This window comes from Bradyrhizobium sp. (genome assembly GCF_016462955.1).
GTDB lineage: Bacteria > Pseudomonadota > Alphaproteobacteria > Rhizobiales > Xanthobacteraceae > Bradyrhizobium.
The window spans coordinates 1-7,340 of the sequence record NZ_JAEMSD010000349.1 but is presented as its reverse complement, the minus strand read 5'-3'; the positions used below and the strand labels follow the sequence as shown (position 1 = coordinate 7,340).

At 64.5% G+C, this 7,340-nt stretch carries 5 protein-coding genes and 2 pseudogenes; 6 read left to right on the top strand and 1 reads right to left on the bottom strand.

All coding sequences use genetic code 11. The features are described 5' to 3' along the window. Positions 1-1,497: pseudogene (locus JHD07_RS27700) on the bottom strand (hypothetical protein); the annotation flags it as partial. Between JHD07_RS27700 and JHD07_RS27695 the strand changes: the two are divergent. The 6 genes and pseudogenes from JHD07_RS27695 to JHD07_RS27670 form a co-directional block, all read left to right on the top strand. Beyond that, positions 1,454-1,936: pseudogene (locus JHD07_RS27695) on the top strand (CDP-diacylglycerol--serine O-phosphatidyltransferase); the annotation flags it as partial. The pseudogenes JHD07_RS27700 and JHD07_RS27695 overlap by 44 nt on opposite strands. A gap of 121 nt (positions 1,937-2,057) precedes the next feature. Continuing rightward, complete coding sequence (locus tag JHD07_RS27690) at positions 2,058-2,777, top strand: RraA family protein (protein ID WP_291627833.1); 720 nt, start codon at positions 2,058-2,060, stop codon at positions 2,775-2,777. A gap of 216 nt (positions 2,778-2,993) precedes the next feature. After that, positions 2,994-3,479 (top strand): hypothetical protein, encoded by a 486-nt coding sequence (locus JHD07_RS27685; protein ID WP_291627831.1) that lies wholly within the window; start codon positions 2,994-2,996, stop codon positions 3,477-3,479. Between the two features lie 76 nt (positions 3,480-3,555). Then, the gene (locus JHD07_RS27680; protein WP_291627829.1) at positions 3,556-4,329 is read left to right on the top strand and encodes a MotA/TolQ/ExbB proton channel family protein; all 774 of its coding nucleotides are present in this window, start codon (positions 3,556-3,558) and stop codon (positions 4,327-4,329) included. A 24-nt stretch (positions 4,330-4,353) separates the two neighbouring features. Continuing rightward, complete coding sequence (locus JHD07_RS27675) at positions 4,354-5,184, top strand: flagellar motor protein MotB (protein ID WP_291627828.1); 831 nt, start codon at positions 4,354-4,356, stop codon at positions 5,182-5,184. Between the two features lie 173 nt (positions 5,185-5,357). Continuing rightward, positions 5,358-7,259 (top strand): potassium transporter Kup, encoded by a 1,902-nt coding sequence (locus tag JHD07_RS27670; protein ID WP_291627826.1) that lies wholly within the window; start codon positions 5,358-5,360, stop codon positions 7,257-7,259. Positions 7,260-7,340 lie beyond the last annotated feature (81 nt).

The window sequence follows — 7,340 nt, the reverse complement described above, 5'->3', positions numbered from 1 at the left end:
CTCGATGGAGACGGTGCCGACGAGGACGGGGCAGCCGCGGTGCTGGAGGTCGCGAACGGTCTTTCGCGGGATCGATTCCTTGGAGCGCGTCTCCTTGTCCTCAAACTCGATCGTCGTCTCGTTCTCGCCGAGGATCCGCCCGATTCGCCATGTCCCGTCGGAGAGCGCGAGCGAATCCCAGCGATGAACGCGCTCGACCTCGTCGGCGACGGCCGTCCACTTCTCTTTTTCGGTGCGGTAGATGACGTCGGGGTGGTTGATCCGCTTCATGCCTCGGTTCGCCGGGATGGCGATGACGTCGAGCTTGTAGATCTTCCAGAACTCGCTCGCCTCGGTCATCGCCGTGCCGGTCATGCCGCCGAGCTTCTTGTAGAGCTTGAAGAAGTTTTGGAGGGTGACGGTGGCGAGGGTCTGCGACTCCTCCTTGACCCGCACTCCCTCCTTGGCCTCGACCGCCTGGTGGAGCCCGTCGGACCACTGCCGGCCCGGCATCAACCGCCCGGTGAACTCGTCGACGATCACCACTTCCCCCTGCTGGACAACGTAGTTGACGTCGCGCTTGTAGAGGTGGTGGGCCTTGAGGGAATTGTCGATGAGGTGGGGCCACTCCATGTTGCCCGCGGTGTAGAAGCTTTCCACGCCGGCGAGTTGCTCGGCGCGACGCACGCCCGCCTCCGTGAGCGCGACGGTGTGCTCCTTCTCCTTGACCTCGAAGTGCTCCTCGGCGCGCAGCTGGCGGGCGATCTGGTCGGCCCGGGTGTACTTGGTGACGTCGTCATGGGCCGGGCCGGAGATGATCAGCGGCGTGCGGGCCTCATCGATGAGGATGTTGTCGACCTCGTCAACGATCGCGAAATTGAGCGTTCCCTGGCTCTGCTGCTGATGGGCCGGGAAGCGGTCGTCGCCGCGCGAGGCCATCCGCATGTTGTCGCGGAGGTAGTCGAAACCGAATTCGTTGTTCGTGCCGTAGGTGATGTCGGCCGCATACGACTTCTGCCGCTCGGCGGAATCCATCCCCGACTGGATCGCGCCAACGGTCAGCCCGAGTCCCATGTAGAGAGGCCCCATCCACTCCATGTCGCGGCGGGCGAGGTAGTCGTTGACGGTGACGACATGGACCCCCTTCCCCTCGATGGCATTGAGATAGGCCGGGAGCGTGGCCACGAGCGTCTTCCCCTCGCCGGTCATCATCTCGGCGATGGCGCCGGAGTGGAGCACCATGCCGCCGACGAGCTGGACGTCGTAGTGGCGCATCCCGAGCCAGCGGCGCCCTGCCTCGCGGCAGACACCGAAGGCCTCGGGAAGGATGTCGTCGAGCGTTTCACCGGCGGCCAGACGGCGCCGGAATTCGGCCGTTTGCCCGCGGAGCTCGGCATCGGTCATCGCCTGGTATCGTGGCTCGAGCCGAAGATCGAGGCGATCAACTCGCTCGAGCCGTCGCAGGTAGCGCGCGTTGGACGATCCGAACAAGCCGGCCTTCGCCGCCAACTTCTTCACCGGCGTGCCGGCGCCTGCCGGCGCGATCACGGTGCTGCTGCCGATCTACATCGCCTTCCTGGAGCTCGGCCGCACCCCTGCGGCGGTGACGGCGGCCTACACGCTTCTGATCGCGTTCCTGATGGTGTCGCGCCTGCCGGTGTTCTCCGGCAAGACCAAGCGCATGCGCGTGCCGCCGGAGCTGGTGCTGCCGGCATTCGTTGCCGTGATCGTCTTCATCGCGCTTCTGATCGCCTATCCCTGGCATGTGCTGTCGATCGGCACCGTGCTCTATCTGCTCTGCCTGCCGCTCGGCTACAAATCCTATCGCGACCAGGCACGGGCACTGCAAGCCGCCGCGCCTGCGGACGGGGAAGTCTCGTCACCGCCTTCTGCGCCGACGCTGTCGTCCCCGTCGGAGCCGCCGCAGGATGACGACCGGCCCGGTCGGCTGCACTGAGCGTTCTTCGCGGGATATCTGCCATGAGGCCTGCCTGAGTTGGGTCGACGCCCGATCTCGGCTATATCGCCCAGTGAGGGCGGCATCGCGTCAATCAGCCGCCAATCTGGGAGAGAACGCCGTGACCAATTCCGCGACCGGGCCGCTGCCCGCTTCCGTCCTCGAGGCACTGGGCCGCTACGACACGCCGACGATCTGCAATGCGATGGAGATCGTGGCGCCCGAGCGGCGGCTGATCGGCTACACCACCAAGCAGCTGGTCTGCCCGTTCCCGGACCTGCCGCCGATCGTCGGTTATGCCCGCACGGTGACGATCCGCTCGGTCTTGAAATCCTCGCTCCCGGCCGAGGAGCAGTCCAGGCGCCGCATCGACTATTACGAATATGTCGGCACCGGCCACGGCCCGCGCATCTCGGTGATCCAGGACATCGACGGCCCCGATGTCGGCTACGGCGCGTTCTGGGGCGAGGTGCAGAGCAACGTGCACAAGGCGCTCGGCTGCCTCGGCGTCATCACCGACGGCTCGATCCGCGACATCCCGCAATGGGCGCCCGGCTTCCAGGCGCTGGCCGGCTCGATCGGCCCGTCGCACGCCTGGGTGCATGCGGAAAGCTTCGGCGGCGAGGTGCGTGTCGCCGGCATGACCGTGAAGTCCGACGACCTGATCCACGCCGATCGCCACGGCGCCATCGTGATCCCGCTCGACATCGCTGCAAAGCTGCCCGACGCCGCCGAGCTCTGCGGCCGCCGCGAAACGCCGATCCTGGAGATCGCCCGCAGCCCCGATTTCTCGCTGGAGAAGCTGAAGGCCGCGCTGAAGCGTTCGGCCGAGATCCATTAAAGCATGATCCGGAAAAGTGCGAAGCGGTTTTCCGGAAAGATCATGCGGCAACAACAACCCAAAGCGCGATGACGATCCATCCAGATCTCATCGCGCTTCACGGCGCGATGAGATCAGGATCGACAGCCTTGGCGCGTCAGGTCCCGGTTGAGCAAGGCCTACCCGGAGCGCTGCACGATGGGTGACTTACGGCCGCGACGCTGGTCGGGGGGCGCCTTGTTCCGTCAGAAACAGGACGGCCTGATCCGGCTCGCCGAATACGGCTGCGGCGCATCCGATCAGGGTGAAGCCTCCGGCGAGGTCCCAAAAGCTGATGGCGTCGACAGTGTCCGGGACCGGCATCAGGCGGGCCAAGATGACGGCGAAGGCGGCCTCGACAAAGAGCACGAGGCTGAAGGCGGGCAGGACGAGTTCCGGTTCGAGCAGGTGAAGTGCCAGCACCGCCGGCAGTGCAGTAAGAAGACCAAACACCGTCAACATCGCCGATGGCTCCCGCAATCAGCCTGCGCCTCGCTCCAGAATAGCAATTCATCTCTTGTTCCGGATGTGGCGCAGGGCCGCACCCGCACCGGCGCCGACGCCGTCGGCATGGTTAGCGAAGCATTGAAATCCATGTCGCTGGACGGCAATCCCGTGCTCGCAGCGGAAGGTACGCCGCTGTCCGGACTTAACCTTTACGCGGCTTTAAGGGCGGCGCTCTAGGGTCTGCGATGCGGTTCGGGGTTGGGCCGCGCCAACGGCCAGGATGGCCGTTGTTACGTACGTGTTGGAGTCAGTAATGGATATCGCAACACTTGTCGGGTTGGTCGCAGGCGCCATTGTGGTGTCCACCCTGATCTTGATGGGCGGCAGTTTCGGGATGTTCTACGACATCCACGCCGTCATCGTCATCTTCGGCGGTTCGTTTGCGGCTACGATGATCCGCTTCCCGTTGTCGGCGATGATCCACGGCGTGCCGCTGGGCGCGAAATTTGCCTTCACGCTGAGCCGCCTCTCGGCCCACGACCTCGTCGACGAACTCGCCCGCATCGCCGAGATCGCGCGCAAGCAGGGGCCGGTCGGACTGGAAAAGGTCGAGACCGACGAGCCGTTCCTCGCCAAGGGCATCCGCTATGTCGCCGACGGCTACGATCTCGATTTCATTCGCGACAATCTGGAGCGCGACCGCGACAATTTCCTGATGCACCTCGACGAAGGCAGCAAGATCTACCGCGCCGTCGGCGACTGCGCCCCGGCGTTCGGCATGATCGGCACGCTGCTCGGCATGGTGCAGATGTTCTCCAACATGTCGGATCCTTCCAAGCTCGGTCCGTTCATGGCTACCGCGCTACTGGCGACCCTGTACGGCGCCGTCGTCGCCAACCTGATCTGCTTGCCGATTGCCGACAAGCTGCACGGCAAGCTGCTGGACGAAGAGACCAACCGCACCCTGATCATCGACGGCATCCTGATGATCCGCGACTCCAAGAGCCCGACCCTGGTCCGCGAGATGCTGCTGGCCTATCTGCCGGAGAAGCATCGTCATTCCGAAGGCGAGCCGGTGCCGGCCTAAAGGCCGCCGCCTGGATTTTGAGAGATGGCCAAGAAGAAGCGCGGCGATGCTCACGGCGGCGGTCACGGCTGGTTCGTAACCTTCGCCGACCTGATGGCGCTGCTGCTGGCGTTTTTCGTGATGCTGGTCGCGTTCTCGACGCAGGACGCCAACAAGCTGAAGATCGTCGCGGGCTCGATGCGCGAGGCGTTCGGCGTGCAGAGCGAGGCGCGCTACTCCGGAATCGTCGAATCGGACGGCCTGCCGACGCGACCGCGGCTCAAGAACGTCGACCACATCCAGCCGGAAGATTCCTCCAACACGCCGACGCCGGATCAGGAGGATCGCGAAAAGACCTCCGGCGCGAAGATCAAGGTCGACCGCAATTTCGCGCTCGCCGCGGCTTCGCTGCGCCAGGCGTTGCAGGACATGCCGGAACTGACCGAGATGTCCAAGCACATCATGTTCGAGGAGACCAAGCAGGGCTTGAACCTCGAGATCGTCGACCAGGACGGTCGCTCGATGTTCGCCGACGGCTCCAAGGTGCCCTATGACCGGACCCGGCGCCTGGTCGAGAAGCTCGCGATCCCGCTCAAGGCGACGCCGCTGCGCGTCTCCATCGCCGGCCACACCGCGGCCGGTTTCGTGCCGAACCGCAGCGACTACGGCGCCTTCGATCTGTCGGCCGACCGCGCCAATGCGGTGCGCCAGATCCTCGAACGCGAGGGCCTGCCGCCGTCGCACATCTTCGCCGTGTCCGGCAAGGCGGACACCCAGCCGCTGTTTCCGGACGATCCGTCGCTCGCGGCCAACCGGCGCGTGACCATCACCCTGATGCGTGAAGATCCGCCGCTTCCCCCGAATCTGAAGCCGTAAAGGCTCTTGCGTTACCATTTTACCTGAGGCATCTCGTCGCGAAGGCAGTGAACGTTGCTGCGGCGTCACAGCATCCGCCCCGGCGCCTGCTATGGTGGTTACCGATTGACAGGCGAGCCGGAAGCGTCGAAAGGCGCCGGATCAAATTCAGGGACGAAGCGTTTCTCACCCCCATGACGGCGAGCACCACACAGGCCGAAACCCAGGACGGGCAGCCGGTCAAGACAGGCTTTTGGGCCCTTACGCTCGGGAGCATCGGCGTCGTCTTCGGGGATATCGGAACCTCGCCGCTCTATGCATTCCACGAGGCCGTCAAGGGCGCGGCCCATGGCGAGCCGGTCTCGCGGGCTATCGTGCTGGGCGTGCTCTCGCTGATTCTGTGGGCACTGCTGATCGTCGTCACCGCCAAATACGTCCTGCTGCTGTTGCGCGCCGACAATAACGGGGAGGGGGGCACGCTCTCGCTGATGGCGCTCGGCCAGCGCGCGCTCGGGCGGCGAAGCTGGGTCCTGCTCGCCCTCGGCGTAGTCGGCGCCTCCATGTTCATCGCGGATTCCATGATCACGCCGGCGATCTCGGTGCTGTCGGCGGTGAATGGCCTCAAGCTCGCAGCACCTGCGCTCGAGCACTATGTCGTGCCGCTCACCGTTCTCATTCTAGTGCTGCTGTTCGCCGTCCAGAGCAAGGGTACCGCACTGGTGGCCTCTGCGTTCGGGCCCGTCATGGTGGTGTGGTTCACCGTCATCGCGGTGATGGGGGCCGTGCACATCGCCGACGATCCGACCGTGCTGGCCGCAATCAATCCCTATTATGCAGTGCAGTTCGTGCTGTCGCACGGCGTGATCGGCCTCGTGACGCTCGGCGCCGTGTTCCTGGCGGTGACCGGAGGCGAGGCGCTCTATGCGGATCTCGGGCATTTCGGCCGCAAGCCGATCCAGTCGGCCTGGATGTTCTTCGTGCTGCCTGCGCTCCTGATCAACTATTTCGGCCAGGGGGCGCTGGTGCTGTCCGATCCCAGCGCGATCGAGCATTCGTTCTATCGCATGGTGCCCGAGAGCCTGGTGCTGCCCCTGGTTGGACTTGCGACGGCCGCAACCGTGATCGCGAGCCAGGCGGTGATCACGGGCGCCTATTCGCTGGTCCACCAGGCCGTGCAGCTCGGTCTGTTGCCTCGCTTCGAGGTGCGTTACACTTCGGAATCCCATGCCGGCCAGATCTATCTGCCCCGCGTCAACCGGCTGTTGCTGATCGGCGTGATGCTGCTGGTGCTGCTCTTCCACACGCCCAGCAATCTGGCCTCGGCCTATGGCATTGCGGTCTCCACCACCATGGTGGCCGACGGCATCATGGGCTTCGTCGTGATCTGGAAGTTGTGGAATTGGCGCGCAGCGACGGCCGCCGCCGTGATCGTACCTCTCGTCATTGTCGATCTGAGCTTCTTCAGCGCCAACCTGCTGAAGCTTCTCGACGGCGCCTGGGTGCCGCTGCTGTTCGGTTTCGTCATGGCGGGGACCGTCTGGACTTGGCGCAAGGGCTCGGCGATCCTGATCCAGAAAACGCGGCGGATCGAGGTGCCGCTGGACGATCTGATCCGGAGCCTAGAGAAGCGGCCGCCGCACATCGTCAAGGGCACGGCGGTGTTCCTCACCAGCGATCCTGCTTTCGTGCCGACCGCGCTGCTGCACAATCTCAAGCACAACAAGGTGCTGCACGAGCACAACGTGATCCTGACCATCGAGACCGCGCAGACGCCGCGGGTCGATCTGTCGGAGCGGTTCAGGATGGAGAAGATCAGCGACAAGTTCTCCAAGGTCCGTCTGCGCTTTGGCTATATGGAGCAGCCGAATGTGCCGAAGGCGCTCGCGATCGCGCGCAAACAGGGCTGGCAGTTCGACATCATGTCGACGTCGTTCTTCGTGTCCCGGAGATCCCTGAAGGCTTCGGCGCAGTCGGGCATGCCGCTGTGGCAGGACCATATCTTCATTGCGCTGAGCCGATCCGCCAACGACGCGACCGATTACTTCCAGATTCCCACCGGGCGAGTGGTTGAAGTCGGAACCCAGGTCACCATCTGAGTGCCATTGACCGAGTTATGCAGATTCGCATATCCAGGGCCCGAAAACCAGCTAGGCTATGCCGACAGCGCAGGACTATAA

Coding starts and splice junctions, on each gene's coding strand:
- JHD07_RS27680 (WP_291627829.1), top strand. CDS start 3,556: ATGGATATCGCAACACTTGTCGGGTTGGTCGCAGGCGCCATTGTGGTG.
- JHD07_RS27670 (WP_291627826.1), top strand. CDS start 5,358: ATGACGGCGAGCACCACACAGGCCGAAACCCAGGACGGGCAGCCGGTC.
- JHD07_RS27675 (WP_291627828.1), top strand. CDS start 4,354: ATGGCCAAGAAGAAGCGCGGCGATGCTCACGGCGGCGGTCACGGCTGG.